21 protein-coding genes are annotated in these 26223 nt (G+C 66.6%); 4 read left to right on the top strand and 17 right to left on the bottom strand.

The window, feature by feature from the left end; translation table 11 throughout:
• Window positions 1-62 precede the first annotated feature (62 nt).
• Window positions 63-1433, top strand: a complete 1371-nt coding sequence (locus AC1PLS_RS04195; RefSeq protein WP_184432942.1) for an alpha-amylase family protein — start codon at window positions 63-65, stop codon at window positions 1431-1433.
• A 133-nt stretch (window positions 1434-1566) separates the two neighbouring features.
• Here AC1PLS_RS04195 and AC1PLS_RS04190 read toward each other — a convergent pair whose 3' ends face one another.
• Window positions 1567-2502 carry a Gfo/Idh/MocA family protein gene (locus tag AC1PLS_RS04190; RefSeq protein WP_065032058.1) on the bottom strand — a complete coding sequence of 312 codons (936 nt, stop codon included), beginning with the start codon at window positions 2500-2502 and terminating at the stop codon, window positions 1567-1569.
• A gap of 369 nt (window positions 2503-2871) precedes the next feature.
• Complete coding sequence (locus AC1PLS_RS04185) at window positions 2872-3849, bottom strand: NAD(P)H-quinone oxidoreductase (RefSeq protein WP_184432074.1); 978 nt, start codon at window positions 3847-3849, stop codon at window positions 2872-2874.
• A gap of 362 nt (window positions 3850-4211) precedes the next feature.
• Here AC1PLS_RS04185 and metF point away from each other — a divergent pair, with 362 nt between their 5' ends.
• Both metF and AC1PLS_RS04175 read left to right on the top strand, forming a co-directional pair.
• Entirely contained in the window at window positions 4212-5039 is an 828-nt protein-coding gene (gene metF, locus AC1PLS_RS04180) for a methylenetetrahydrofolate reductase [NAD(P)H] (RefSeq protein ID WP_024938327.1), read from the top strand.
• Window positions 5040-5109: 70 nt separating this feature from the next.
• Complete coding sequence (locus tag AC1PLS_RS04175; RefSeq protein WP_184432076.1) at window positions 5110-5781, top strand: hypothetical protein; 672 nt, start codon at window positions 5110-5112, stop codon at window positions 5779-5781.
• A 97-nt stretch (window positions 5782-5878) separates the two neighbouring features.
• Here AC1PLS_RS04175 and AC1PLS_RS04170 read toward each other — a convergent pair whose 3' ends face one another.
• From AC1PLS_RS04170 to AC1PLS_RS04155, 4 genes are all read right to left on the bottom strand, one after another.
• Window positions 5879-6826: a Nudix family hydrolase gene (locus AC1PLS_RS04170; protein ID WP_184432078.1), complete on the bottom strand. Its 948-nt coding sequence runs from the start codon at window positions 6824-6826 to the stop codon at window positions 5879-5881.
• A 135-nt stretch (window positions 6827-6961) separates the two neighbouring features.
• Window positions 6962-7330: a VOC family protein gene (locus tag AC1PLS_RS04165; protein ID WP_016902193.1), complete on the bottom strand. Its 369-nt coding sequence runs from the start codon at window positions 7328-7330 to the stop codon at window positions 6962-6964.
• 426 nt (window positions 7331-7756) lie between these two features.
• Complete coding sequence (gene secA, locus AC1PLS_RS04160) at window positions 7757-10495, bottom strand: preprotein translocase subunit SecA (RefSeq protein ID WP_024938330.1); 2739 nt, start codon at window positions 10493-10495, stop codon at window positions 7757-7759.
• Window positions 10496-10650: 155 nt separating this feature from the next.
• Window positions 10651-11595 (bottom strand): M23 family metallopeptidase, encoded by a 945-nt coding sequence (locus tag AC1PLS_RS04155; protein WP_024938331.1) that lies wholly within the window; start codon window positions 11593-11595, stop codon window positions 10651-10653.
• Here AC1PLS_RS04155 and AC1PLS_RS04150 point away from each other — a divergent pair, their 5' ends adjacent.
• Window positions 11596-12042 carry a DciA family protein gene (locus AC1PLS_RS04150; RefSeq protein WP_024938332.1) on the top strand — a complete coding sequence of 149 codons (447 nt, stop codon included), beginning with the start codon at window positions 11596-11598 and terminating at the stop codon, window positions 12040-12042.
• Window positions 12043-12228: 186 nt separating this feature from the next.
• Here AC1PLS_RS04150 and lpxC read toward each other — a convergent pair whose 3' ends face one another.
• The 11 genes from lpxC to AC1PLS_RS04095 all read right to left on the bottom strand — a co-directional run bounded on the left by lpxC (window position 12229) and on the right by AC1PLS_RS04095 (window position 26221).
• Window positions 12229-13140 carry a UDP-3-O-acyl-N-acetylglucosamine deacetylase gene (gene lpxC, locus AC1PLS_RS04145; RefSeq protein ID WP_024938333.1) on the bottom strand — a complete coding sequence of 304 codons (912 nt, stop codon included), beginning with the start codon at window positions 13138-13140 and terminating at the stop codon, window positions 12229-12231.
• Between the two features lie 232 nt (window positions 13141-13372).
• On the bottom strand, window positions 13373-14611 hold the full coding sequence (gene ftsZ / locus AC1PLS_RS04140) for a cell division protein FtsZ (protein WP_126965299.1): 1239 nt from the start codon (window positions 14609-14611) through the stop codon (window positions 13373-13375).
• 295 nt (window positions 14612-14906) lie between these two features.
• Entirely contained in the window at window positions 14907-16142 is a 1236-nt protein-coding gene (gene ftsA / locus AC1PLS_RS04135) for a cell division protein FtsA (RefSeq protein WP_003485272.1), read from the bottom strand.
• Complete coding sequence (locus AC1PLS_RS04130) at window positions 16139-16975, bottom strand: cell division protein FtsQ/DivIB (RefSeq protein WP_154831473.1); 837 nt, start codon at window positions 16973-16975, stop codon at window positions 16139-16141. Before AC1PLS_RS04130 ends, ftsA begins: the two co-directional genes overlap by 4 nt.
• 169 nt (window positions 16976-17144) lie before the next feature.
• Window positions 17145-18101: a D-alanine--D-alanine ligase gene (locus AC1PLS_RS04125; protein WP_481104242.1), complete on the bottom strand. Its 957-nt coding sequence runs from the start codon at window positions 18099-18101 to the stop codon at window positions 17145-17147.
• Window positions 18098-19531 carry a UDP-N-acetylmuramate--L-alanine ligase gene (gene murC / locus AC1PLS_RS04120; protein WP_481104241.1) on the bottom strand — a complete coding sequence of 478 codons (1434 nt, stop codon included), beginning with the start codon at window positions 19529-19531 and terminating at the stop codon, window positions 18098-18100. Before murC ends, AC1PLS_RS04125 begins: the two co-directional genes overlap by 4 nt.
• Window positions 19528-20805: an undecaprenyldiphospho-muramoylpentapeptide beta-N-acetylglucosaminyltransferase gene (gene murG / locus AC1PLS_RS04115; protein ID WP_481104240.1), complete on the bottom strand. Its 1278-nt coding sequence runs from the start codon at window positions 20803-20805 to the stop codon at window positions 19528-19530. The genes murC and murG overlap by 4 nt, the downstream gene beginning before the upstream one ends.
• Entirely contained in the window at window positions 20802-22181 is a 1380-nt protein-coding gene (ftsW, locus tag AC1PLS_RS04110; RefSeq protein WP_024939424.1) for a putative lipid II flippase FtsW, read from the bottom strand. Before ftsW ends, murG begins: the two co-directional genes overlap by 4 nt.
• A complete protein-coding gene (gene mraY, locus AC1PLS_RS04105; RefSeq protein ID WP_024939425.1) occupies window positions 22181-23266 on the bottom strand; it encodes a phospho-N-acetylmuramoyl-pentapeptide-transferase in 1086 nt (361 codons plus the stop codon). Before mraY ends, ftsW begins: the two co-directional genes overlap by 1 nt.
• Window positions 23256-24749, bottom strand: coding sequence for a UDP-N-acetylmuramoyl-tripeptide--D-alanyl-D-alanine ligase (locus AC1PLS_RS04100; protein ID WP_184432084.1), 1494 nt, complete (start codon window positions 24747-24749; stop codon window positions 23256-23258). The genes mraY and AC1PLS_RS04100 overlap by 11 nt, the downstream gene beginning before the upstream one ends.
• Window positions 24746-26221, bottom strand: a complete 1476-nt coding sequence (locus tag AC1PLS_RS04095) for a UDP-N-acetylmuramoyl-L-alanyl-D-glutamate--2,6-diaminopimelate ligase (RefSeq protein ID WP_024939427.1) — start codon at window positions 26219-26221, stop codon at window positions 24746-24748. The genes AC1PLS_RS04100 and AC1PLS_RS04095 overlap by 4 nt, the downstream gene beginning before the upstream one ends.
• Window positions 26222-26223 lie beyond the last annotated feature (2 nt).

The raw sequence follows: 26223 nt of genomic DNA, 5'->3' as shown, positions 1-26223 counted from the left end.
ATCCGATGCGCGATACGCACACTCCACCCCCACCCTCACGGCTTCAACGCAGCTCGCGGCTGCTGCTCGCCGCGCTGGTGCTGCTGCTGACCACCGCCAATGTGCAGGCCGATGTGATCCTGCATGCCTTCAATTGGCCGTATGCCACCGTAGAGGCACGCGCCAAGCAGATTGCCGATGCCGGCTATCGCAAGGTGTTGGTCGCTCCCGCCTATCGCTCGCAAGGCAGCGCGTGGTGGGCACGCTACCAGCCGCAGGATCTGCGCGTGATCGATGGCCCGCTGGGCGACACCGCAGCGTTCTCGCGCATGGTGCAGGCGCTGGCCAATAATGGCGTGGAAACCTATGCCGACGTGGTGCTCAACCACATGGCCAACGAGGCCGCGACACGCTCGGATCTCAACTACCCCGGCAGCGCCGTGCTCGCGCAATACGCTGCGAATCCAGGCCGTTACGACACCTTGCGTCTGTTCGGCACCTTGCAATCGAATTTCCTGAGCGCCAGCGATTTCGGTCCGGTCCAGTGCATCACCAACTACAACGACGCCTACCAGGTACGCACCTATCGCATCTGCGGTGGCGGCAGCGATCCGGGCCTGCCCGACCTGGTCGGCAACGATTGGGTGGTGCAGCAGCAGCGCGCCTATCTGCAAGCGCTGAAGGGCCTGGGTGTGACCGGCTTTCGTGTCGATGCGGCCAAGCATATGAGCTTCGACCATCTCAATCGGGTCTTCGATGCGGGCATTCGTTCCGGCGTGTATGTGTTCGGCGAAGTGATCACCGGCGGCGGCAGCGGCAATGGCGATTACGACCAGTTCCTGGCGCCGTACCTGCAGTCCACGCCGCATGCGGCCTATGACTTCCCGTTGTTCAACGCGGTACGCAATGCATTCGCCATTGGCGCCAGCCTGCAGCAGCTGGTGGATCCCGCGTCCACCGGACAGGCGTTACCGGGCAATCGCGCGGTGACCTTCGCCGTCACCCACGACATCCCCAACAATGCCGGCTTCCGCTACGCCATCCTCGACCCCGTCGACGAGACGCTGGCATACGCGTATCTGATCGGCCGCAACGGCGGCATGCCGATGGTCTACACCGACAACAACGAAAGCGGCGACAACCGCTGGGTCAACGCCTACCTGCGCGACGACCTGCGCCGCATGATCGGCTTCCACAACGGCGTGCAAGGTAGCGACATGCAGGTGCTGTCGTCCAGCTCCTGCCATGTGCTGTTCCGGCGCGGCAGCCTGGGCATCGTCGGCATCAACAAGTGCGGCAATCCGGTCACCACCACCGTGGCGATGAATGGCAGCGTGCTGTACTGGAATGCGGATTATGTGGATGCACTGGGCTCGGGCAGCGTGGTGCGCATTTCCAGCGGCTCCTACACCTTCACGCTGCCGGCGCGCGGTGCACGCATGTGGCGCCGCTGAGCTGTCGGGTGAGCACGAGGCGTCCGCTGCGTGGCTGGAGCCCGATCGCAAAGACACGCGACCCCTGACACAGGAAAACACCGGCTCATCGCCGGTGTTCTGGATGCTGCAACAGGTTGGATGGTGCGACCGGCTACCAGGCGAACGGCGCGGTGACCTTGCGCGCGCCGAGCATGAACGCATCGGCCACATGCACGAACGGGGTGACATCCACCTCCGATTCGCCGGCGCGCACCAATTGCACGAAACGCCGGTACAAGCCGTCGTATTCGCCGGCGGCTTCCACTGGCTGCGGCTGGCCATCGATACTGAGCCTGGCACCGCCCTCACTGAGCATGAGCAGGCCATCGGTGGTGTCCACTTCGATGTCCCAGCGCTGATGGCCGGTCTGCAGAAAATCCAGTTCCGCCGTTACCGGCACCCCTGCGGTGTCGACAAAACCGAGCCTGGCGTACAGCGGTGCCTGGCGATTTTCCGGCGTGTGCAACTCCGCTTCGCGCAGCGCGAAGGGGCGCGGCAGCAGATGCGTGACGATGGACAGCGCATTGATGCCGGGGTCGAACACGCCCATGCCGCCCGGCTCCAGGATCCAGTCCTGGCCCGGGTGCCAATGGCGAATGTCTTCCTTCCAGGTGATATGCGCGCGCAGGATCTGCTTGTCGGCCAGCCACGCCCGCGCGGGCTCCACGGCAGCGGCGCAGCGCGAATGCCAGCTGGTGAACAGGCTGCGTTGCGCACGCTGCGCCAACACGCGCAGATCGTCGATCTCGGCCAGGGTGGCGGCCGGGGGTTTTTCCAGGAACACATGGCGCCCGGCGGCCAGCGCGGCCTGTGCCTGCGCGTGCCGCCCGACCGGTGGCGTGCACAGCGCCACCGCTTCAATCTGCGGATGCGCCGCGAAGGCCTCTTCCAGGCTGTGGTAGGCCGGCACTCCATCGACCGTGCCATGCCGGCTCACCGTGGCCACCAGCTGCACATCGGCACGCGCGGCGATGGTGGGCACGTGCTGGTCGCGGGCGATCTTGCCGATGCCGACAAGGGCAATGCGCAATGCGTCTGGATGCTTCATCGAAACCTTCGGGCTGATAGGGACGTGGCGGGACCCGCGCGATCGCCCGTTTCAGGCGCATGCACGGAGACTGGTGCAGCGGCGCGCTGCACCAGCGCACGCAACGGCGCAGTGTAAGGTCAGGCTGCGGTTCGCTGCGAGACATCGCTCCTGCTTGTTTTGCTATACCTGCGCCGCCCGATGGCCGTGCAAGAGCCGCCATGCTGCATCGGTGCAACTGCACGGCACGCCTTGCCGTTCGTGGCCTTCCACCTGGTCGCGCTGGAGCACTCGGCGGCTGCGGTGGGGCGCCCGGCCTGCGGCCGATGTATGGCCAGGCCTGCGACGCCTGCTGCAGACAGAGCTACCTGCATGCGCATTGCGATGCGCTCACATCTCCAGCACGACCTTGCCCAGGTGGCTGCCCTGCTCCAGATAGCGGTGCGCTGCAGCGGCTTCGCCGAGCGGGAAGCGCTTGTCGAGCAGCACGCGCAGCTTGCCCTGCGCGATCCACGGCCACACCACGCGCTCCACTTCCCCTGCCAGGCGCGCCTTTTCGTCGGCACTGCGCGGGCGCAGCGTCGAGCCGGTGAGGATGGCCTGCTTGCGCATCAGCAGCGGGATCGGCACCTCGATGGTCGAGCCGGCCTGCGAGGCGATGTAGACGATGCGCCCGCGTGGGTTGAGCGCCTCCAGGGTGTCGGCGAATACCGCAGCGCCCACCATGTCCAATGACACATCCACCCCGCCGTGCGCCTTGGCCACGTCGACAAACGATTCGGTGGTGGAGTCGATCGCCACATCGGCGCCGAGTTCGCGCGCCTGCGCTGCCTTGCCCGCCGAACGCGCAGTCGCCAGCACATGCGCACCGGCGGCCTTGGCCATCTGGATCGCAGTCACGCCGATCCCGGACGTGGCGCCATGCAGCAGCAGCCATTCCCCGGCCGCCAGCCGGCCATGCTCGAACAGGTTGGTGTACGCGGTAAAGATGGTTTCCGGCAGCGCCGCGGCATGCGCCAGATCCATGCCCGGCGGAATCGGCAGCACATGCCGCGCGTCGACCGCTGCGTACTGTGCGTATCCGCCACCGCCCAGCAGTGCACACACCCGATCGCCGACCTTCCAGCGACCGGCCGGCTCCACGATCTCGCCGGCGATTTCCAGCCCGAGCGTCTGCGGCGCGCCGGGCGGCGGCGGATAGTGGCCGGCACGCTGCAGCAGGTCGGGACGATTGATCCCGGCCGCATGCACGCGGATCAGCACCTGCCCCGGCGCAGGACGCGGGCGCGGCATTTCGCTGGCGTACAGTGCATCCGCATCGCCCTTGCCATCGCGAATGGCGATTGCGGTCATCGTGGTATCGCTCATGCGCAGCACTCCGTAGAAAGTGCACCCAGTGTAGAGCTGCCCGCGTCAACGTCCGGCGCAAGCCAGCTCGCGACATGTCACGCAGGCGCGGCGCAACCACTGTCTCCACAACTCACGGCAGGCGATGACGCGATGGCCGGCACTACGCGTGGAACCAGTGCTGCAACAGAAGCGATTCGCCTGCCCGCTGCAAGGCAAGGCTTCGCTCGCCACCGCGCGGCAAGCGCCTGCAGGGCCCCGCGGAGCGCGCCGTCATTCCGCTGACAGCACGCGCGGTAACGAATGCAGGACACCCGCAACCAAATATGCATTCATCGCGATGAAGCGATATTATGCGGGCACGATCCGCCGGACCTGCCGCGATGACGCATCTCAGTTTCGAGTTCTACCCGCCCAAGACCGACGACCAGCGCGCCCAGCTGGACCGCACGGCGGCCAGGCTGAAGGGCTACGCGCCGGAGTACGTGTCGTGCACCTTCGGTGCCGGCGGCTCCACGCTCAGCTATACCTCCGAGACGGTGCGTCACCTCAAGCAGAAGCACGGTTTCGAAGCCGCCCCGCATCTGTCCTGCGTCGGCGGCAGCCGCCAGGAGATCCGCGAGCTGCTCAAGCTGTATCGCGCGATCGGCTGTACCCGCATCGTCGCGCTGCGCGGCGATCTGCCCTCGGGCATGGGCCATCCCGGCGACCTGCGCTATGCCTCGGACCTGATCGCCTTCATCCGCGCCGAGCACGGCGACGCGTTCCGGATCGAGGTCGGTGCGTATCCGGAAACCCACCCGCAGGCGACCGATGCGCTGAGCGATCTGCGTTACTTCAAGGCCAAGGTGGATGCCGGTGCCGATGCCGCGATCACCCAGTATTTCTACAACGCCGACGCGTACTTTCATTTCCGCGACGCCGTGCAGCGCATGGGTGTGGAGATCCCGATCATCCCCGGCATCATGCCGATCTCCAATTTCTCGCAGCTGCGGCGCTTTTCCGAGCAGTGTGGTGCAGAAATTCCGCGCTGGATCAGCAAGAAGATGCAGTCCTACGGCGACGATGCCGATGCGGTGCGCGCCTTCGGTGCGGAAGTGGTGGCCACCGTGTGCGAGCGCCTGATCGCCGGTGGCGCGCCTGCCCTGCACTTCTATACGCTCAACCTGGCCAAGCCGACCACGCAGGTGCTGCAGCTGCTCGGGCGCTGAGCCAGCCGCTCGAAACCATGCCCTCGGCGGGCATCTCCACGCGGGCACATCATCGGCAAACGCACGCGTGATGCGCAAACGCCGTGCAAGCTGCCACGGTCCCGGCGCGTTGCTCGCCGGCTCACGCAGGCCCCGTTACGCTGCGCCGATGCCTCGCCTCCTGCTGCCATTGTTACTGCTGTTCTGCCTGTGCCCGGCCACGCGCGTGCAGGCGCAGGAGATCCGTCGCTGCGTGACAGCGGACGGGCAGACCATGTTCACCGACCGCCGCTGCGAAGATGTCGGCGCTGCGGCGCGCCCGCCGCCGGCCACGCGCACGCAGGGCAACACCGGCCTGTATCGCTACGGCTGCCCGCGCCGGCTGAGCGAGCTGGTGTCGTTGCTGCAACTGGCGGTGGACAGCCGCGACGTCAATCGGCTCTCCAGCCTCTACCTGTGGAGCGGCCAGTCCGACGCCGCTGCCAACCAGGTGCTGAGCCGGCTGGAGGCGATCGTGCAACGCCCGTTGCTGGACATCGTGCCGATGTACCCGCAACGCGATCCGCCGACCTGGGAAGCCGATGCCGGTACGGCAGCGGCTCCATCCCTGGACGGCAGCGCCATCGACGCCCCACTCCCGGCACCGCCAAGCCGCCCGCGCCCCTGGGGCCTGCGCCTGGAACAGAACTTCGCCAGCGGTGCGCCCGCAAGCAGCGTGTTGCGGCTGCGCCGGCAGTACAACTGCTTCTGGGTGACGTTTTAGCGCAGCAGCTGCGGTGACGCTGGCCACCGCGACCTGGTCGAACACGGACCACCGCAAGGCTGCCGACCCCCAGCAGACCGCACGGCCCTAGTGACGGTCACTGCGGCCACAGCGCACGAATCGCCGCGATGCCCTGCGCGCCATGCGAACGGGCTTCGCGCAGGTCGTCGACCTGCATGCCACCGAGTGCGTAGATCGGCAAGGAGACCTGCTCGCGCAAGCGTTCGAACCCATCCCATCCCAAGGGTGTCGCACCCGGATGCGACGCGGTCGCCTGCACCGGGCCCAGCACCGCAAAATCGCAGCCAAGACGCTGGGCGCGGCGCAGGTCTTCCAGCCCGTGACAGGAAGCGGCGACCGGCTGCTCGGCCGGCAACGGGCGCTCCTGCAGGCTGGCCAGTTGCTCCGAACCCAGATGCACGCCGATACCGAGTTCGCTGGCCAGTGCGATGTCGCGGTTGAGCAGCAGTTGCGCGCGCGCACGGCCGCGCAGGCGCATCACTTGCTGCAGCAAGGCCTGCCAGCGCGCCGGTTCGGCCTGCCGCGCACGCAACTGGATGCGCGTGATGCCCTCCTGCAGCGCACGCTCCAGGCCTTCCAGCCACAGCGCGTCATCGTCCGGCTCGGGCGTGATCAGATAGCGGTCTGGCTGGCGCAGCACACCGACCACCGGCACATCGGCCGGCGGCATCGAATAACGGGTCAGCTTGTCGGCGGCCACCCAGGTCATCGCCTGGCCTTCGCGGCCGCGCGGGCTGCCTTTCCATGCGGTGATGTGGCGCACTTCCAGGCGCAGCCGCTTGTCCGGGTACAACTGCGGCACGTCCATCAGCCACTCGCCGACCTGCGCCTCGATACCGAGCTCTTCGTTGAGTTCGCGCACCAATGCCTGTTCGGAGGTTTCGCCAGGTTCGCGCTTGCCACCCGGAAACTCCCACAGGCCGGGCATGTCGCGGGTTTCGGTACGGCGGGTCAGCAGGATGCGGCCGCGGGCGTCGGTGATCACGCCGGCAACGACGTGGATGGATCTTAGAGAATCAGGCATGGCACAAGAGTGCCGCGAGTGAGTCGTTCAGTGCAATCGCTTGGCGGCGGGGATTGGGGATTGGGGATTCGAGATTGGTCAAAGCGCGGCACGTGTGCTTCTGCCAATCCCGAATCCCGAATCCCCAATCCCGGCCTACAGTGGATGCCCGATGCGCCAGAGCACGCCGCTGGGATCGTGCAAGGTGAAATCGCGTGCGCCCCACGGCCGATCTTCCGGCGCGCTGCAGCTCACCCCGAACTGCGCGCCCAGGCCGGTGTCGTGCACGTGCTGCCACCAGCTGTCGGCATCGTCCACCCACAGGTGCAGCATCAGGTTCTCGGCCAGTTCGCGCAGATAGAAATCCTGCAGCAGGAATGCGCAATGCGTGCCATGCCGGAAGCAGGTCACATTGCCTACCTCGTCCTCCTGCACGAAGCCCAGCGCGCGATAGAACCGCTGCGACACCGCGTAGTCGCGCGCAGGCACGAACACCTTCAATTGCTGGCTGGACAGCAACGCCATGACCGCACTCCACGCAGGATATGGATCGAGCATACGCCCCGCAGTGGCACCGGCGGAGACGCCCGCATACAAAAGGCGCCGCGTTGGCGCCGCGAGAGATGGACAGCGCGTGGCTGGCCTGCCGTGCCGAGGCCCACCGCAAGACAACTCGCCGGATTCTTCCAGCGTCTATGCCGTGCTTGTCGACCTTGCCTGGCAGCAATGCAAGCCATGGCTTCGCAGGGAATTGGCCAAAGGCGGCGAAACCTGAGCGTGGCCTCGTACCCGGTCTGCGATATCCCCTTTCCTGCTTCAAGACCCCCTCAGGATCCCATCCGTAAGCAGAGCCCCCTTGGTAAGGGGGCGCGCCAAAGGCGCGGGGATCGGAAGCAAGGACCGTGCACCAGGCATCCGCGTAGCGGATGCCTGGTGCACGGTCAACTCAGCTCAGCTGAGTTGACCGTGGCAGTGCTTGTACTTCTTGCCGCTGCCGCAGGGGCACGGATCGTTACGGCCCACCTTGGGCTCGTCGCGGGTCACCTGCGAAACCGGCACCGGGGCGTTGCCGCCCTGCATCTGTTCCACTTCCTCGTCGGCACCATAGCCGCCGGCGTCCTGATGCTGGAACTGCGAGGCCATCAAGCGCGCCTGCGCCTGCAGACGCTCCTGCTCTTCCAGCTCGGCCACTTCCTCTTCGCTGCGGATGCGCACGCGCGCCAGCAGGTTGATCACTTCGCGCTTGACGTTCTCCAGCATCTCCGAGAACAGCTCGAAGGCTTCCTTCTTGTATTCCTGCTTGGGCTGCTTCTGCGCATACCCGCGCAGATAGATGCCCTGGCGCAGGTAATCCATCTTGGCCAGATGCTCCTTCCAGCCCTGGTCGAGCACGGTCAGCATCACGTGCTTCTCCAATGCGCGCATGGTGTCGTTGCCCACCGCCGCTTCCTTCTCGGCAAAGTGCGCATCCACCGCTGCCTGCACCTTGGCCGCAATCTGCTCGGCGTCCAGTTCTTCCTGCGTGCGTGCCATCTCGCTTAGCGCCAGCGGCATGCCCAGCTCCGATTCCAGCGTGGCTTCCAGACCCTTCAGGTCCCACTGCTCATCGACAGAGTTGGGCGGCACGAAGCGTGCGACCAGGTCGTAGATCACATCGCCACGGATGCCGTCGACGTTGTCCTTGACCGATTCGGCATCCAGCAATTCGTCGCGCTGGGCGTAGATCACCTTGCGCTGATCATTGTTGACGTCGTCGAAGTCCAGCAGGTTCTTGCGGATGTCGAAGTTGTGCGCTTCCACCTTGCGCTGCGCCTTTTCGATCTGCCGGCTGACCAGGCGGTCTTCAATGACGTCGTCTTCCTTCATGCCCATCATGCGCATCGCCTTCTGGACCCAGTCCGAGGCGAAGATGCGCATCAGGTTGTCTTCCAGCGACAGATAGAAGCGCGAGGAACCCGGGTCGCCCTGACGACCGGCACGGCCACGCAGCTGGTTGTCGATACGGCGCGATTCGTGCCGCTCGGTACCGATGATGTGCAGGCCGCCGGCCGCCTTGACCGCATCGTGACGACGCTGCCATTCGGTCTTGGCCGCAAGGCGCTGCTCGTCGCTGATGTCGTCGCCCATGGCATGCAGCTCGGTTTCCAGCGAACCGCCCAGCACGATGTCGGTACCGCGGCCGGCCATGTTGGTGGCGATGGTCACCGCGCCCGGCTGGCCGGCGTTGGCCACGATGGTGGCTTCGCGCTCGTGCTGCTTGGCGTTGAGCACTTCGTGCTTGACCCCGGCCTTGCGCAAATGCTCGGACAGCATCTCCGAGGTCTCGATCGAGGTGGTACCCACCAGCACCGGCTGGCCGCGCTTGGCGCAGTCTTCGATGTCGGCCAGCACCGCGTTGAACTTGCCCTTGCGGTTGAGGAACACCTGGTCCGGATGGTCCTTGCGCACGGTCGGGCGGTTGGTCGGGATCACCACCACTTCCAGGCCGTAGATGCTCTGGAATTCGTAGGCCTCGGTGTCGGCCGTACCGGTCATGCCGGACAGCTTCTTGTACATGCGGAACAGGTTCTGGAAGGTGATGCTGGCCAGCGTCTGGTTCTCGCGCTGCACCGGCACGCCTTCCTTGGCCTCGACCGCCTGGTGCAGGCCATCGGACCAACGGCGCCCGCTCAACGTGCGGCCGGTGAATTCATCGACGATCACCACCTCGCCATCGCGCACGATGTAGTCCACGTCGCGCTGATAGATCGCATGCGCGCGCAGCGCGGCATTGAGGTGATGCACCACGCTCAGGTTCTGCGCGGCATACAGGCCGTCTTCGGCATTTTCCAGGATGCCGGCCTGCATCAGCAGTTCTTCGGCGTGGCCCATGCCCGCCTCGGACAGATGCACCTGCTTGCCCTTCTCGTCGATCCAGAAGTCGCCCTCGCCCTCTTCGCTTTCCTGCCTGGTCAGCTGCGGCACGATGCGGTTGACGCGGATGTACAGCTCCGGCGACTCGTCGGCCGGGCCGGAGATGATCAGCGGGGTACGCGCCTCGTCGATCAGGATCGAGTCGACTTCGTCGACGATCGCGTAATGCAGGTTGCGCTGGTAGCGGTCGGCCTTGGACAGCGCCATGTTGTCGCGCAGGTAGTCGAAACCGAACTCGTTGTTGGTGCCGTAGGTGATGTCGCTGCCGTAGGCCTCGCGCTTGTCGCTGTGCGGCATGCCCGGATACACCACGCCCACGCTCAGGCCCAGCCAGTTGTACAGCTTGCCCATCTGCGCGGCGTCGCGGCGCGCCAGGTAGTCGTTGACCGTGACCACATGCACGCCCTCGCCCTGCAGCGCGTTGAGGTACACCGGCAGCGTGGCGACCAGGGTCTTGCCTTCACCGGTGCGCATCTCGGCGATCTTGCCCAGGTGCAGCACCATGCCGCCGATCAGCTGCACGTCGTAATGGCGCATGCCGAGCACGCGGCGGCTGGCCTCGCGGCACACCGCAAAGGCTTCGGGAAGAATCTTGTCCAGGGACTCGCCGGCGGCAAGTCGCTGCTTGAACTCCGGGGTCTTGGCTTGCAGCTCGGCGTCGGAGAGCTTCTCGATCGTCGGCTCCAGCGCATTGATCTGGGTGACGAGGCGGTTGAGCTGGCGCAGCTGGCGTTCGTTACGACTGCCAAAGACACGGGTAAGCAGACTGTTGATCATTGAAGAAACCGGTTGAAAAGGAACGGTTTGACCGACGCCGGTCCCCAAGACCCGGCCGCCGTAAACGAAACAGGGCGCACTGCGCCCTGTCGATGGCAACACCCTATTGTAGCTTGGGGCGGGCCTTCACGAATCAAGCGCCGCCCGCGCCGTCGTCAACCGCGCCCGCGGCGGCCCACCGGCGTGTTGGTATCGCCCAGGAACTTGCGCGGATTGACCACCCGCCCGTCCGCCCACACCTCGAAATGCACGTGGGCGCCGGTGGAGCGGCCGCTGGATCCGGCCCGGGCCACCTGCTGGCCGGCGCGGACCAGGTCGCCCACCTTCACCACCAGGCGCGAGTTGTGCGCGTAGCGGGTCACATAGCCGTTGCCGTGGTCCACTTCCACCACGTTGCCATAGCCGCCGCGCACGCCGGCATAGCTGACCACGCCGTCGGCGACCGACATCACCGGGTCGCCCACGTTGGCGTGGAAGTCCACGCCCTTGTGGAAGGCCGAACCACCGTCGAACGGATCGGCGCGGCCGCCGAAGCCGGAGGTGATGTAGGTGTTGCGGATCGGCATCCGCGAGGGCACCGAATTCTGTTCGAGCTGATGATCGAACATCAGCGCGGCCAGCACGTTCAGTTGCTGACCGGAGGCGGAGAACTGCTGTTCGACCTGCCCCAGCGTCTGCTTGAGCGACTCGACCGGCATGTCGCTGACCGGCTCGTCGCCGCCACCGACGCCGACCGGGGCATCGAAGTCGAACTCGCCGTCCTTCAGCTTGCCCATTTCGGTCAGCCGCTCGCCCAATGCATTGAGACGGGTGGCCTGCGCCTGCAGCTCGCCCATGCGCGCGGCCAGTGCGTTGACCTGCGCCTGCGAGGCGCGCTGCGCCTGGGCCAGCTCGGCCTGCTGCCGGGCAACCTTGGCCTGCAACGCGGAATTGGTCACCATGCCGGTGGCGGTGCTGGCACCGATGCCGATCAACATGCCCAGCCCAAGCACGGCGCCGAGGACTACCATCGGTCGATCCGCGGCAAAGCCCTGGAACTGGCGGGCCAACCGCTGCGCCCGGGTTTCGCGAGATTTGATTACAACTTTCTTCAACGCCATATGAGTGTCATGTCCAAGCCCAAGTCCAACGCACGCAACCCTTCCGTCCCGCAACCGGCCATCGAGGCCGCGTTGGGTGAAAAGGCTGGCGACCCCTTGCGCCGAGCGTTGTGGCTCGATGCGCTGGACCGACAGTTGCGCCCCCTGTTACCGCCTCATCTGGCCACCCGTTGCCGGCTGGCCAATGTCAGAGACGAACAGCTCGTTTTTCTGGTTGATTCACCTGTCTGGCATGCCAAGTTGCGACTTGCCGAGACCCAATTACTGGATGCCGCCCGATCCATCGGACTGAAGGCCACCGCGGTGACCATCAAGACCACCACCACCCCGCTGCATTCCCCAATGCAGCAGAATCGCGAGCGTCCGCGCCCCGTCTCAGAGGCCACGCACAGAGGTCTGCGCGATGCGCTGGCCTCCCTGCAGGATGTTCCACCCACCAAACGGTGAGCACCGCGCCGCTGGTGCGAAGCGGCCGCCGCAGCGTGAAAGAATTGCGAAGACCGCGCACGACCCGACGCATCCTAGCGGGCCTCAGCCACGCAGGAGTTAGAGAAGTCTTAAATAAAAGTTAAGAACGGGCCGGTAATCCGACGCAGTTCACACTTTGAACGCCGACTGCGGCATTCCCCGACATCAGGCGTAGACGGGGCTAGCGTAGGTGACCGGCGGCTGCACGGTGCCTTCGGGGAAGCTGACCCATTCCCAGGCGGCCTGATCCGCCAGCAGCGCACGCACCAGCTTGTTGTTGAGCGCGTGGCCGGACTTGAAGCCTTCGTAGGCGCCCAGAATGGCGCCGCCGGCCAGGTACAGGTCGCCGATGGCGTCCAGGATCTTGTGCCGCACGAATTCGTTGGTGTAGCGCAGGCCGTCCTCGTTGAGCACGCGGAACTCGTCCAGCACGATGGCGTTGTCCATCGAACCGCCCAGGCCCAGATTGCGCTCGCGCATGTATTCAAGGTCGCGCATGAAGCCGAAGGTGCGGGCGCGCGAGATTTCCTTGACGTAGGCCGAGGTGGAGAACTCGATTTCCTGGCGCGATTGCTTGGCCGGGATCATCGGGTGATTGAATTCGATGGTGAAGCCGAGCTTGTAGCCCTCGTACGGCTCGAAGCGCGCGACCTTGTCGCCCTCGCGCACTTCCACCGTCTGCTTGATACGGATGAAGCGCTTGGCCTTGTTCTGCTCGACGATGCCTGCCGACTGCAGCAGGAACACGAACGGGCCGGACGAACCGTCCATGATCGGCAGCTCGGCCGAGGACAGTTCGACGATGACATTGTCCACACCCAGGCCGGCCAGTGCCGACATCAGGTGCTCGACGGTCTGGATCTTGGCGCCATTGCAGGTCAGGCCGGTGCACAGCGTGGTCTCGGTGACCAGTTCGGCATCGGCCGGGACTTCGACGATCGGCTCCAGATCCACACGCCGGAACACCACGCCATGATCGACCGGAGCCGGTCGTAGCGTCATGTACACCTTGTCGCCGCTATGCAGGCCGACGCCGGTGGCGCGAATGGTGTTCTTGAGAGTGCGTTGCTGGGTCATATGCGAAGTCTGGATGAACAATGCAGACAGACGCTGAACCGGCTGTCTAATCCGTAGAGATTATCTGAATTTTAACAAGTCGCGCGTGACGGGAACTGTAATCCCCAGGTCACGCCACTGCAAAAGCTGCCGGATCGTGGCCGATCCGGCAGAAAGGACATGGCACTGCACCCCCGGGGCGAACCCCGGGGCGGAACGGACCGCGCCGCCGTAGCGACGCAGCCGACGATCCTCAGTCGGCCTGGCGGCGCAGGAACGCCGGGATATCCAGGTAATCGTTGGGCAGGTCTGCGGCCGGCGTAGCCGAACCGCCGCCGTTGTTGCCGCCGCTGCCGACCGAGTCGCTGCTCGGACGACGCAGGCCCAAGCCCATGCTGCCGCCGACGGCCTTGGACACCGCATCGCCGCCGCTGGTGTCGAAATCGCCGAACTCAGGCTGACCGGTGGTGGCGTTGCGCACCAGCTTGATCGGCGCGCGCTGGTCCGGACGCTGGGTCTGGCGGGCAACCGCACGGTTCAGGCCGGTGGCCACCACGGTGACGCGCACTTCGTCCTGCATGTCCGGGTCGAGCACGGTGCCGACGACCACGGTCGCATCTTCCGAGGCGAACGCCTCGATGGTGCGGCCGATCTCGTCGAACTCGGACATGGTGAAGTCCGGGCCGGCGGTGATGTTGACCAGGATGCCGTTGGCACCGGCCAGGTTGACGTCGTCCAGCAGCGGGTTCTGGATGGCGGCTTCGGCAGCGGCCTGCGCGCGATCGTCGCCGCGTGCCGAGCCGGTGCCCATCATGGCCAGGCCCATTTCCGACATCACGGTGCGCACGTCGGCGAAGTCGACGTTGATCAGACCCGGACGCACGATCAGGTCGGCGATGCCCTGCACGGCGCCCTGCAGCACGTCGTTGGCAGCGCGGAAGGCCTGGATCATGGTGGCGTTGCGGCCGAGCACGGTGATCAGCTTTTCATTGGGGATGGTGATCAGCGAGTCGCAATGCTGGCTCAGCTCCTCGATGCCCTTGAGCGCAACCTGCATGCGGCGACGGCCTTCGAACGGGAACGGCTTGGTGACCACGGCCACGGTCAGGATGCCCATTTCCTTGGCCAGCTGTGCAACCACCGGCGCTGCGCCGGTGCCGGTGCCGCCGCCCATGCCGGCGGTGATGAACACCATGTCCGCACCCTGCAGCGCGTCCATGATGCGCTCGCGGTCTTCCAGTGCGGCCTGGCGACCGACTTCCGGATTGGCGCCCGCGCCCAGGCCCTTGGTGACGTTGGTGCCGAGCTGCAGCTGCAGCTTGGCGCCGCAGTTCTTGATCGCCTGCGAGTCGGTGTTGGCGGTGATGAACTCCACGCCATCGACATTGGTGTTGACCATGTGCGCAACCGCGTTGCCGCCGCCGCCGCCCACGCCAACGACCTTGATTACCGCATTGGGAGCCATCTTTTCGATCAGTTCAAAATGTGCCATGTCAGTGTCCTCTTGAGCCGGGATTGGGGGGTGGGGATTGGGGAGTCGCAAACGCGCTGGTCCCTGTCCCACTCCGCATCACGGCGAGTGTTGTTGTTTGAAAGTCGGGATTCGTGTGCCTGGGCCATGGATGCGCTGTTGCGCTCTACGACTCACGGCACCTACTCCTCGACGCAATGCCTGCAAAAAAATTTTACCGCCTACCCGCTCGCCGCTCTCCACTTAATCGTTGCTACCACTCTGCTTTTTCTTCGCCCTTGCCAATCCCAAATTCCGAATTCCAAATCCCGGCCCCTCAGAATTCCCCGCGATACCAGTTCTTCAATTTCTTGAACAAGCTCCCGGCGCGGCCGGTCGGGATCGACGGGCGGCGCGGGTGTTCGATCTGGCTGCCCATCAGCAGCAGGCCCACGCCGGAGGCGTGCACCGGGTTGCCGACGACTTCGCCCAGGCCGGTGACGTGCTGGGGAATGCCCACGCGCACCGGCATCTGCAACATTTCTTCGGCCAGTTCGACCACGCCTTCCATCTTCGACGCACCGCCGGTGAGCACCATGCCGGCGCGCACCATTTCCTCGAAACCGGAGCGGCGCAGTTCGGCCTGCACCATTTCGAAGATTTCCTCGTAACGGCCCTGCACTGCCTGCGCGAGCGCATGCCGCGGCATGCGACGCGGCGGGCGGTCGCCGACCGACGGCACCTGGATGCTTTCTTCGGCGGTGGCCAGCTGCGCCAGCGCACAGGCGTAGCGCACCTTGATCTGTTCGGCTTCCGGGGTGGGCGTGCGCAGCATGTGCGCGATGTCGTTGGTGACGTGGTCGCCGGCGATCGGCAGCGAGGCGGTGTGGCAGATCGCGCCCTGCACGTAGACCGCAAGGTCGGTGGTGCCGGCGCCGATATCCACCAGCACCACGCCCAGTTCGCGCTCGTCGGCGGTCAGGACCGCCACGCTGGAGGCCAGCGACGACAGCACCAGATCGTCCACCTGCAGGCCGCACTTCTGCACGCACTTGGTGATGTTGGCCGCTGCCGACTGCGCGCACACCACCAGGTGCGCGTGCACCTCCAGGCGCACGCCGGTCATGCCGACCGGATTGCGGATGCCTTCCTGCGAATCGTCCAGCACGTACTCGCGCGGGATCGCATGCAGGATGCGCTGGTCGGCAGGAATGGCCACGGCCTTGGCCGCATCCAGCACGCGCTCCAGATCGCTCCAGGTCACTTCGCCGTCGCGGATCGGCACGATGCCGGGCGAGTTCTTGCACTGCACGTGGTTGCCGGAAATCGACGCGTACACCGAGCGGATCTCGCAACCGGCCATCAGCTCGGCCTCTTCCACCGCGCGCTGGATCGACTGCACGGTGGATTCGATATCCACCACCACGCCGCGCTTGAGACCGCGCGATTCATGCGAACCGATGCCGATCACTTCGATCGGATTGCCGGGCGAGTACTCGCCGACCAGCGCGACGACCTTGGAGGTGCCGATGTCCAGTCCAACGATGAGGGATTTGTCGCCTTTGCGGTTCATGTCTTAAAGCCGGGATTCGGGATTTGGGATTCGGGATTGGAGAAAAGCGGGGTACGGGTGCGAGGGAGTTGCAGCACGACCGTGTGATGTGCGGCGGGCGTGGCCGGCGGAGGTTTTTTCTTGGTCTCGGGCACCGCGTTTTCCAAATTCCGTTCGACCGTGAAGCCGTTGGTGTAGCGCAGGTCGGCGCGGGCGATCGGGCGTTGCGGGTCGGCCAGTTGCGGCAGCACGCGGGCGAAGCGCTGCAGGCGCGCGCGCGCGTCGTCGCGGCCGATCACGATCTGCACGCCGTTGCTCAGGCCCAGCGACCAGCTGCCGCGCGCGTCCATTTCCAGCCGCTCCACATCCAGCCCGGTCGGCGCGAACAGCGCACGCGATTCGTTGTAGAGCGCCACCACGTCCTGGGTCTTGCTGTCCGGGCCACCGAGTTGCGGCAACTTGAAATCCTTCAACAACGGCGGGGTGCGGAACAACCGGCCCTGCTCGGACAACATGCGGTCGGTGCCCCAGCGCGCGAACGGCTTGTGCTCGGTGACGTGCACTTCCAGCACATCCGGCCAGCGCTTGCGCACCTGTGCACTTTCCACCCACGGCAGGCGCGCGATGGCATCCTGCGCGTTCTGCAACTTCACCGCGAAAAAGCCCGCGCGCGCATATGGCAGGACCACCGCACGCAACTCTTCGGCCGGCACCCGCTTGAAGTCGCCCGACACCCGCAAGCGCGCCAACGGCCAACGCTCGGCACCGACCCAGCCATTGAGCACGGCCACCACCGGCAACGCGACCAGCGCCACCGCGAGCAACCACGCCAGGATGCGCAGGGTGGCGTTCATGCGCGCGCTCCGCGCGCGGGAATGGGGAATCGGGAATAGGGAATCGCAACGGCGCGCGCTGCGCGCGCGGGATTGGGGATTAGGGATTGGAGATTCGCCACGGCAACAACAACGGCGCGCATGGCGTCGCTGTTGGCCAATCCCGAATCCCGAATCCCCAATCCCCGCGTCATAGCGTCTGCTCCAGCACGCGCCAGACCAGTTCTTCGAAATCGATGCCGAGCTGGCGCGCGGCCTTGGGCACCAGCGAGTGGCTGGTCATGCCGGGGGCGGTGTTGACCTCCAGCAGATACAGCTGGCCGCTGGCACGGTCGCGCATCACGTCGACGCGGCCCCAGCCGCTGGCGCCGGCAGCGCCGAAGGCGTCCAGGGCGAGCTGGCGCAGTTGCGTCTCGGCATCGCCGTCCAGGCCCGGGCACAGGTACTGGGTGTCGTCTGCCAGGTACTTGGCGTTGTAGTCGTACCACTGGCCCTTGGGCACGATGCGGATCGACGGCAGCGCGACCTCGCCGAGCACGGCCACGGTGAGTTCGTCGCCTTCGATCAGCTGCTCCATCAGCAGCGCGCCGTCGTAGCGCGCCGCCAGCAGCACGGCTTGTTCGAGCTGGGCCTGGTCGAACACGCGGCTGATGCCGACGCTGGAGCCTTCGTTGGCCGGCTTGACGATCACCGGCAAGCCGATCTGCCGCGCGGCGGCATGGATGTCGTCGGCGCTGGCACCGGCGGCCAGGCGCGCATAGCGCGGCGTGGACAGGCCCAGCGACAGCCACACCTGCTTGGTGCGGATCTTGTCCATGCTCAACGCCGAGCCCAGCACGTTGGAGCCGGTGTACGGCACCTTGAAGGCTTCCATCAGGCCTTGCACGATGCCGTCTTCGCCGCCGCCTTTATGGCCGTGCAGCACGTTGAAGACGCGATCGAAGCGTTTTTCGACCAGGGCCTGCGCCAAGGCCGGAATGCCGTCGACCGGCTGCGCGTCGACACCGCGCGCGCGCAGTGCGTCAAGCACGTTGCTGCCGGAGTTCAACGACACTTCGCGCTCGGACGAGGTACCGCCGAGCAGCACGGCGACGCGGCCGAACGCGGCCGGATCGCTGGTACGTGCGTTGGGAATCTCCGCGCTCATGCGCTCGCTCCGGTGAAACCGTTGTTGATGATGTGCTGCGCGACATAGCCGATATCGCCGGCGCCCATCATCAGCAGCAGATCGCCGTCCTGCAGCACGTCCGGCAGCACTTCGGCCAGGCCGGAAATCTGCCCGACCACCACCGGTTCGCTGCGGCCGCGCGCACGGATCGCACGCGCCAGCGCGCGCGCATCGGCGCCTGGAATCGGCGCTTCGCCAGCCGGATAGACCTCGCTCAGCACCAGCGCATCGACGGTGCTCAGCACCGCGGCGAAGGCATCGAACTGATCGCGGGTACGGCTGTAGCGATGCGGCTGGAATGCGACGACCATACGCTTGTCCGGCCAGCCGCCACGGGCGGCGGCGAACACCGCTTCCAGCTCGCGCGGATGGTGGCCGTAATCGTCGACTACGCGCACGCGCGCACCGGTGCTGGTGGTGACTTCGCCCAGGTCGTTGAAGCGACGGCCGATACCGGCGAAGTTTTCCAGCGCACGCGCGATGGTCTCCGGCGCCACGCCCAGCTGCCAGCCGATCGCAGCGGCCGCCAGTGCGTTGAGCACGTTGTGGCGGCCCGGCAAGGCGAGCGTCACCGGGGTGGTGGTGCCTTCGGGCAGGCGCAGCGTGAAGCGCATGCGCGGGCCGTCCTGCACGACGTCTTCGGCGCGTACGTCGGCGTTTTCGCTCATGCCGTAGCTCATCACGTGGCGCGGCGTCTTGCCGGCCAGCGCAGCCACTTCCGGGTCGTCGATGCACAGCAACGCCAGGCCGTAGAACGGCAGGCGCTGCAGGAACTCGGCGAAGGCGGCCTGGATGCGTGCGAAATCGTTGCCGTAGTTTTCCAGGTGATCCGAATCGATGTTGGTGATCACCGCCATCAGCGGATTCAGGCGCAGGAAGCTGCCGTCGCTCTCGTCGGCCTCGGCCACCAGCCACTGGCCGCCACCCAGCTTGGCGTTGGCGCCGGCGGCCAGCAACTGCCCGCCGATGACGAAGGTCGGATCCAGCCCGCCCTCGCTCAGCACCGCTGCGGCCAGGCTGGTGGTTGTGGTCTTGCCATGCGTGCCGGCCACCGCGATGCCGCGACGGAACCGCATCAACTCGGCCAGCATTGCCGCACGCGGCATGATCGGAATGCGCTGGCTGCGCGCTTCCATCAGCTCGGGGTTGTCTTCGCGGATCGCGCTGGACACCACCACGCAATCGGTGCCGAGCACGTTGGCCGCCGAATGCCCGCGCATCACCCGCGCACCCAGCTTGGCCAGCCGCCGCGTCGCCACGTTATCGGAGTTGTCCGAGCCGGAGACTTCATAGCCCAGCGTCAGCATCACCTCGGCAATGCCGCTCATGCCGGTGCCGCCGATACCGACGAAATGCACGCGCGGAAACGCCCGCACCAGGTCGCCACTGTCCTGCAGACGGCGGATCACGCAGCACCTCCGGTGGAGGTGCCGGGATTGGGAATTCGGGATTGGAGATTGGCAACGGCGGCGATCGATCGCGCCGAGAATTGACCATTAACGGATTTCTGCATGCTTTCCTGCTTGTGCTGTTGCTCTTTACGAATCCCCAATCCCGAATCTCCACTCCCGGCTTCCTGAAGAATGATGTCGGCAATGCGTTCGGCGGCGTCCGGCTTGGCCAGGGTGCGGGCGGCCTGCGCCATCGCCAGGCGGCGGGCGGGGTCGGTGAGCAGGGTCTGCAAGACCTGCTGCAGGCGCGCGGCCAGGGTGTCGTCCTGCTTGAGCAGCACGGCGGCATCGGCGCCAACCAGGTATTCGGCATTGCGGGTCTGGTGGTCGTCCACCGCTGCGGCGAAGGGCACCAGCACGCTGCCGATGCCGGCGGCGCACAGTTCGGCCAGCGTGGAGGCACCGGCGCGGCACACGACCAGGTCGGCCCAGGCGTAGGCGGCGGCCATGTCGGCGATGAAGGGTTCGACGCTGGCGTTGACGCCCGCCTGCGCGTACGCGGCCTCGGCTTCGGCTTCGGCACGCAGCTTTTCGCCGCACTGGTGGCGCACGTCCACATCCGGGTGACCGAGCGCGGCCAGTGCCGCCGGCACGGCCTGGTTCAATGCGCGTGCGCCCTGGCTGCCACCGAGCACCAGCACGCGTACGGCAGTGCCACGGCCGAGCAGGCGCGTGGCCGGCGCGGGAAGCGCTGCGATTTCCGCACGCACCGGATTGCCCACCGCTTCTTCGCCGGCGAAGCTGCCTGGGAAACCGGTCAGCACACGGCGCGCAAACCGCGACAACACCTTGTTGGTCATGCCGGGCGCACGGTTCTGCTCATGCACCAGCAACGGCACCCCGAGCAGCCGCGCTGCCAGGCCGCCCGGGCCGGCCGCAAAGCCGCCGAAACTGATCACCGCGCGCGGCTGGCGCTTGCGCAGCACGAAGCCGGCGGCGCGCACCGCGCGCATCACCCGCACCGGTGCACCGAGCAATTTCACCAGGCCCTTGCCGCGCAGGCCGCTGATGGCCAGCGTATCGAGTTGAATATCGTGCTGCGGTACCAGCCGGGTTTCCATTGCACCGTCGGCGCCCAGCCAGGTCACCGGCACGCCACGCGCGCGCAGCACCTTGGCCACGGCCAGACCCGGGAAGATATGCCCGCCGGTGCCGCCAGCCAGAATCATCACTGGTTGGATCCCCGCACCTGGATGTGCAGGCGTTTGCGCGGGATTTGCATGAGCGCTCATGCAATCCTCCCGAAGGTCGGTTCCACGCGCGGCTGCATGCGGCTGGTGCCGCGCAGGAACTCGGACGCATGCGCAGACGTGGCCGAGGCTGCAGCAACCGGTGCCGGGGCGGGTGCGGCGGCAACCGGCTCGCGCTGCGGCTTGCGCGCGGGCGCATAGGCCGGCGCGGCCGATTCGACCACCGGTTCGGCCGGCTCGGCCGACGCTGCGCCCGCACCCTGCGGCGACAACTTGCTGCGCAGGCGCTCGGCACGATCCATTTCGTAGGACACGCGCAGCAGCAGGCCCATCGCCACGCAGGTCATCAGCACCGACGAACCGCCGGAGGAAATCAGCGGCAGGGTCAGGCCCTTGGTCGGCAGGATGCCCAGGTTCACGCCTACCGAGACGAAGCTCTGCAGGCTGATCCACAAGCCGATGCCGAAGGCGATGTAGCCGGAGAAGTGACGCTTCATTTCCACGCAGCGCATGCCCAGCCAGAACGCGCGGCCGACCAGCAGCGCGTACAGCGAAATCACCCCACACACGCCGACAAAGCCGAGCTCTTCGGCGATGACCGAGAAGATGAAGTCGGTATGCGCTTCGGGCAGGTAGTTGAGCTTCTGCACCGAGGCGCCCAGGCCCACGCCGGTCCACTGGCCGCGGCCGACCGCCATCAAGGCGTTGGACAGCTGATAGCCGGAGCCGAGCTGGTCGGCCCACGGGTCCAGGAACGAGGTGATGCGACGCAGCCGGTACGGCTCCAGGATCGCGATGAAGGCGAACACCGGCAGGCCGAACACGATCGGCATCGACATGCGCGGCAGGTTCACCCCGCCCAGCACCAGCATGCCGGCGGTGATCGCCAGCAGCAGCGTGGACGAGCCGAAGTCCGGCTGCATCAGCAGCAGGCCGACCAGTGCGATCGCCACGCCCAGCGGCTTGAGCATCGCCGGCCAAGTCGCATTGACCTCGTCGCGAAAGCGCACCAGGTAGCTGGACAGCCACACGATGTAGAGCACCTTGACCGCTTCGACGGTCTGGAATTTCGACACGCCCAGGTTGATCCAGCGCTTGGCGCCGTTGACGCTGCTGCCCAGGCCGGGCACGAACACCACCATCAGCAGGCCGAAGCAGGCCAGCAGCAACACCTGGTTGTACTGCTCGATGGTCTTGAGCTCGGTGCGCATCGCCCAGAACGCCAGGCCCACGCCGATGCCCAGGAACAGCAGATGGCGGGTCAGGTAATAGAACGGATTGTCGGACAGCTCGATCGAGCTGGACGCCACCATCACCACGCCCAGCGAGGCGAGCGTGGCCGCGGCCCCGAGCAGCCACGGGTCGTAGCGGCCGCCGATGGCGTCCAGTCGCGTGGCCTGGCGGGACATGTCGTTCATCAGCGCACCTTCAACGTGGCAAGGCCGATCAGCACCAGCACTACCGAAATGATCCAGAAGCGCACGATCACGCGCGGCTCCGGCCAGCCCTTGAGTTCGAAGTGGTGATGGATCGGCGCCATGCGGAACACGCGCTTGCCGGTCAGCTTGAAGCTGGCGACCTGGATCATCACCGACAGCGTTTCGATCACGAACACCCCGCCCATGATTACCAGCACCATCTCCTGGCGCACGATCACCGCGATGGTGCCGAGCACCGCGCCCAGCGAAAGCGCGCCGATATCACCCATGAACACCATGGCCGGATAGGTGTTGAACCACAGAAAGCCCAGGCCTGCGCCAGCGATCGCCGAGCAGATGATGATCAGCTCGCCGGCTCCGGGAATCAGCGGGATCTTCAGGTATTCGGCAAACACCACGTTGCCCGAGGCGTAGGCGAACACGCCCAGCGCACAGGCCACCAGCACGGTCGGCATGATCGCCAGGCCGTCCAGGCCGTCGGTCAGGTTGACCGCGTTGGAGAAGCCGACGATCCAGAAGTAGGCGATCACCACGAAGCTCACGCCGGCCAGCGGCAGCGCGATCGACTTGAACATCGGGATGTAGAAGGTGATCGCGGCCGGCACGTCGGCGGTGTAGTACAGGAACAGGCCCGCAGCCAGGCCGAAGATCGACTGCAGCAGATACTTCCAGCGCGACTTCAGGCCGTTGGGATCGCGGCGCACGATCTTGATCCAGTCGTCGTACCAGCCGATCGCACCGAAACAGACCATCACCGCCAGCACCAACCACACGTAACGGTTGCGCAGGTCGCCCCACAGCAGCACCGACAAGGTCACCGTCAGCAGGATCAGCGAGCCGCCCATGGTCGGGGTGCCGGCCTTGGAGAAATGCGTCTGCGGGCCGTCCTGGCGAATCGGCTGGCCGCCCTTGAACTGGGCCAGCTTGCGGATCACCGCCGGGCCCATCCACAGCGACAGGAATAGCGCGGTCAGCGCGGCCAGGATGCCGCGGAAGGTCAGATAGTTGAACAGCCCGAACAGGCTCTCCAGTTGCTGCAGCCAACGCGCCAGCTCAAGCAGCATGGGATGCGTCCTCCGCTGGTGCGAGCAGCGCGGCGACGATGCGGTCCATGGCGCTGCCACGGGAGCCTTTCACCAGCAGCGTGGGCGGGGTTTGCGCCGTGGTGGCGGCAGTCTGCGCCGCCGCACCGGTGTGTTCGTACATCGAAGAAGATTCCTGCGTTTGGGTCGGCGAAACGGCGAGCTGCGCCAGATCCGCCTGCAAGGCCGCGATCAACGCGGCATGGGTGGCGAATACGCGGCCGCCCTCACCGAACGCCTGTGCGGCGGCGGCACTGAGCTCGCCCAGCGCGTACAGGCGCTGCAGCTTGGCCGCGCGCGCGCGACGGCCGGCGGCGGCATGCAGGGCGGCGCCTTCCGGGCCGAGTTCGCGCATGTCGCCGAGCACCAGCCAGCCTTCGCCAGGCGCAGCGGCCAGGGTGTCGATGGCGGCATCCAGCGAGCCGGGGTTGGCGTTGTAGCTGTCGTCGATCAGCACCGCGCCGCCAGGCAGGGCGTGGGTGATCTGACGGCCGGCCACCGGACGCACCTGCGCCAGACCGGCGGCGATGATCGGCAAGGCGATGCCCGCACCCAAGGCCAGGCCGGCCGCGGCCAGCGCATTGAGCACGTTGTGGCGGCCCGGCAACGGCAGCGCAATCTGCGCCTGGCCTTGCGGGGTCACCAGGGTGAATTGCGCGCCACTGGCCTGCAGCCGCAAGCCATGCGCGGTGATGTCGGCACTGGCCTGCAGGCCGTAGCGCAACACGCGGCGGCCCTGCACCGGCTGCGCATGCAGTTGCTGCTCGAACCAGGCACCGAAGGCATCGTCGGCATTGATCACCGCCACGCCATCGGCCGGCAATGCGGCGTAGATGGCGCCCTTGGTGCGGGCGACGCCGAGCAGGCTGCCCAGGCGTTCCAGATGGGCAGGCGCAATGTTGTTGACCAGGGCCACGTGCGGCTGGGCGATCTCGGTGAGATAGGCGATATCGCCCGGCTTGCCGGCGCCCATTTCGTAGATCGCCAGGTCCGCATCGTCCGGCGCCGCGATCACCGCCAGCGGCAGGCCGATCTCGTTGTTGCGGTTGCCCGGCGTGGCGTACACGGTGGTGCCGTCGACACGCCCGGCCTCGGTCAGGATGGCCAGCAGCAGCGCCTTGACGCTGGTCTTGCCGTTGGAGCCGGTCAAGGCGATCACCCGCGTGGCACGATCGCGCTGCATGCCGGCGGCGATACGCGCCAGCGCCAGTTCGGTATTTTCCACCAGCACCTGCGGCACGCTCAGCGCCGGCAGCAGGCGATCGACCAGCACACCGCTGGCGCCGTGCGCCACCGCGTCTGCGACAAAGTCGTGCCCGTCGAAACGCTCGCCGCGCAGCGCCACGTACAGGCTGCCGTTAGTCAGCGTGCGGGTGTCGTTGCCGACGGTGTCGATCATGGCGTCGTCGCCATGCAGCTCGCCACCGGCCCAGTGGGCGATCAACGACAGCGGCGTGAGCTTCATGCGCGCACTCCCAGCACGGTCCGCGGCAACAGGGCCTGCGCCGCCACGATGGCGTCGTCGAAGGCATGCCGCACGCCGGCGACTTCCTGGTACGGCTCGTGGCCCTTGCCGGCGATCAGCACGATGTCGGAGGCACTAGCCATGCTGATGGCCTGATGGATCGCCGCGGCGCGGTCGCGCTGCACGATGGCCGCATCCGGGCGCGCGAAGCCGCGCAGGATATCGGCCACGATCACATCGCCATCTTCGCCACGCGGGTTGTCGTCGGTGACGATCGCCACGTCGGCATTGACCTCGGCAATGGCCGCCATCTGCGGGCGCTTGCCGGTGTCGCGCTCGCCGCCGCAGCCGAACACGCAGATCAGCCGGTCCTGTGCATGCGCACGCAGGCTGGCCAATGCCTGTTCCAGCGCGTCGGGCGTGTGTGCGTAGTCGACGACCACCAGCGGTGCGCCATGCGCACCACCCAGGCGATTCATGCGGCCGTGGATCGGTTGCAACCGACCGAGCACTTCGGCGATCTGCGCCGGCGCGATCTCCAGCGCAGACAACGCACCGGCCACGGCCAGCAGGTTGTCCACGTTGAAGCGGCCCAGCAGCGGCGAGTGCACCGGGTGCACCTGGCCGTCGAGATGCAGCGCGAAATTGATGCCGTTGTGATCCAGCTGCAGTGCCTGCGCACGCACGCCTGCCTGGGCCTGCGCGCGCGAACTCACGCCGATCGCGCGCAGCGCGGGGTCGAGCGAGGCCAGCAGCGTGCGGCCGAATTCATCGTCCAGGTTCACCACCGCGGCTTTCAATCCGGCGCGCGTGAACAGCCTGGCCTTGGCCGCGCCGTACTGCGCCATGTCGCCGTGGTAATCGAGATGGTCGCGGGTGAGATTGGTGAACACCGCCACGTCGAAATGCACTGCATCCACGCGGCCCTGGTCCAGCGCATGCGAGCTGACTTCCATCGCCACCGCCTGCGCGCCCGCGTCGCGCAACTGCGCCAGCAAGGCATGCGTCTGCAGCACCAGCGGCGTGGTGAAACCGGTCGGCACGGCGCTGCCGTACAGACCGACGCCCAGGGTGCCGAGCGTGCCGGCAGGGGTGCCGAGCAGCGTCAGGGCCTGCGCCAGCAATTGCACGGTGGAGGTCTTGCCGTTGGTGCCGGTGACGCCGACCATGCGCATCGCCCGCGAGGGCTGGCCGTGGAACTGATCGGCCATCGCGCCCAGGCGCGCACGCAGGCCCGGCACCGCGATCGCGTCGGCCGGTGCCGGCAGATCGGCCGGCGCCGGCGGCTCGAACAACACCGCCGCCGCGCCATTGGCGCGCGCCTGGTCGACGAAGCCCAGGCCATGCGCACCGAAACCGGCGATCGCCACGAAGGCATCGCCCGCACGCACCGCACGGCTGTCCATCACCAGGCCCGAGACCTGCACCTCGTGCGCAAGCGGCACGTCCGGCAACAACTGCGACAGCGGCATGC

The organism is Xanthomonas sp. NCPPB 3218 (assembly GCF_056725185.1).
Note: the sequence above shows the minus strand (reverse complement) of the source record. Positions and strands in the feature narration are given on the sequence as shown.